This window comes from Cupriavidus sp. CuC1, from assembly GCF_044627735.1.
In the GTDB taxonomy this organism is placed as follows: Bacteria; Pseudomonadota; Gammaproteobacteria; order Burkholderiales; family Burkholderiaceae; genus Cupriavidus; species Cupriavidus ulmosensis.
The window spans coordinates 1-615 of the sequence record NZ_JBIUHC010000435.1; the positions used below are offsets into that span (position 1 = coordinate 1).

Annotated in this window: 1 pseudogene; it reads right to left on the reverse strand. The window is 59.8% G+C overall.

Features of this window, described 5'->3' with window-relative positions:
- Nucleotides 1-61: 61 nt before the first annotated feature.
- Nucleotides 62-615, reverse strand: a pseudogene (locus tag ACGLHR_RS52085) (Tn3 family transposase); the annotation flags it as partial.

Sequence of the window (615 nt, forward strand, 5' to 3'; positions counted from 1 at the left end):
GCCAAACAAGGAGGCCGACGCCTTCAAAGAAGCCGCTTGATTCAATACCCTCACGTGACAACTACGTTGACAGCCGCCGCCACCGCGCAAGGGAGTCGGACTGGAGCGCCGCAGTGGGCATGAGCCTATGCGCATAGCGCGCGATCGGAAACTCGAAAGTCCCTCGCAGATTGATTCCCTCGAGATGGGTCGGCCCGATATGCCTCAGGTCCACAGCGCGCACTGTTTCGGCCCCGACTCGTTCAAGGATGTCCCAACTGCGTTGCATGTGCATCGTATTCCAGGCCATGACTGCATTGGATAGCAAGGTCAAGGCCGATGACACGGCCGCCAGCGACGCGTCATGCCTCGCCAGCTCGATCGGTATCTTGCCGTGATGGATCGCCCTCTGGACAATGTGCACCGTTTCACCGCGGTTCAACGCGTGCTGCATCTCATGGCGAAATGCGGTATTCGTGAAATAGTCGATCAGGAAGATCGTACGAAACAGCCGTCCGAGATGCACGCCGGCCTCATAGACAAGCTGCCCGCGCGCGCCGCCACGCCAAAGCGCGTGAGTGCCTGGACTGCAGTGCATTGCCCACTTTGCACGGAGGCGGCAATCCGTACCAGTTC